The 277-nt window shown below is 33.2% G+C and carries 1 protein-coding gene; it reads right to left on the minus strand.

Going from position 1 to position 277, the window contains the following annotated elements:
• Nucleotides 1–197: hypothetical protein (locus KVT37_RS32185; protein WP_217579024.1), on the minus strand; the 197-nt coding region annotated here is incomplete at its 3' end.
• Nucleotides 198–277 lie beyond the last annotated feature (80 nt).

Below are 277 nucleotides of genomic sequence, written 5' to 3' on the forward strand. Positions count from 1 at the left end.
AAATCTAACCCTAATCCTTCAAACGGGTTAAGAATCATAGATGCTTGTTGTACGCTTTGTTCAGCTTCTTGTTGCTGTTGTAATAATTCATCGTATTTCTTTCCTTCAACTGCAGCACTAGCAGAAGTTGCAATTGTACCTGATAAGATAGTTGCTGCTACTGCAAATGCAGTACCCTTAATAAACTTTTTCTTCATAATTAATTCCTCCTACGACATAACGTTTTTTCTATTTTTTTACCCTACACCCAAATATTAAAATGAATGGAATTTTAATA

It is taken from the genome of Mesorhizobium sp. GbtcB19, assembly GCF_019091085.1.
Lineage (GTDB): Bacteria > Pseudomonadota > Alphaproteobacteria > Rhizobiales > Rhizobiaceae > Mesorhizobium.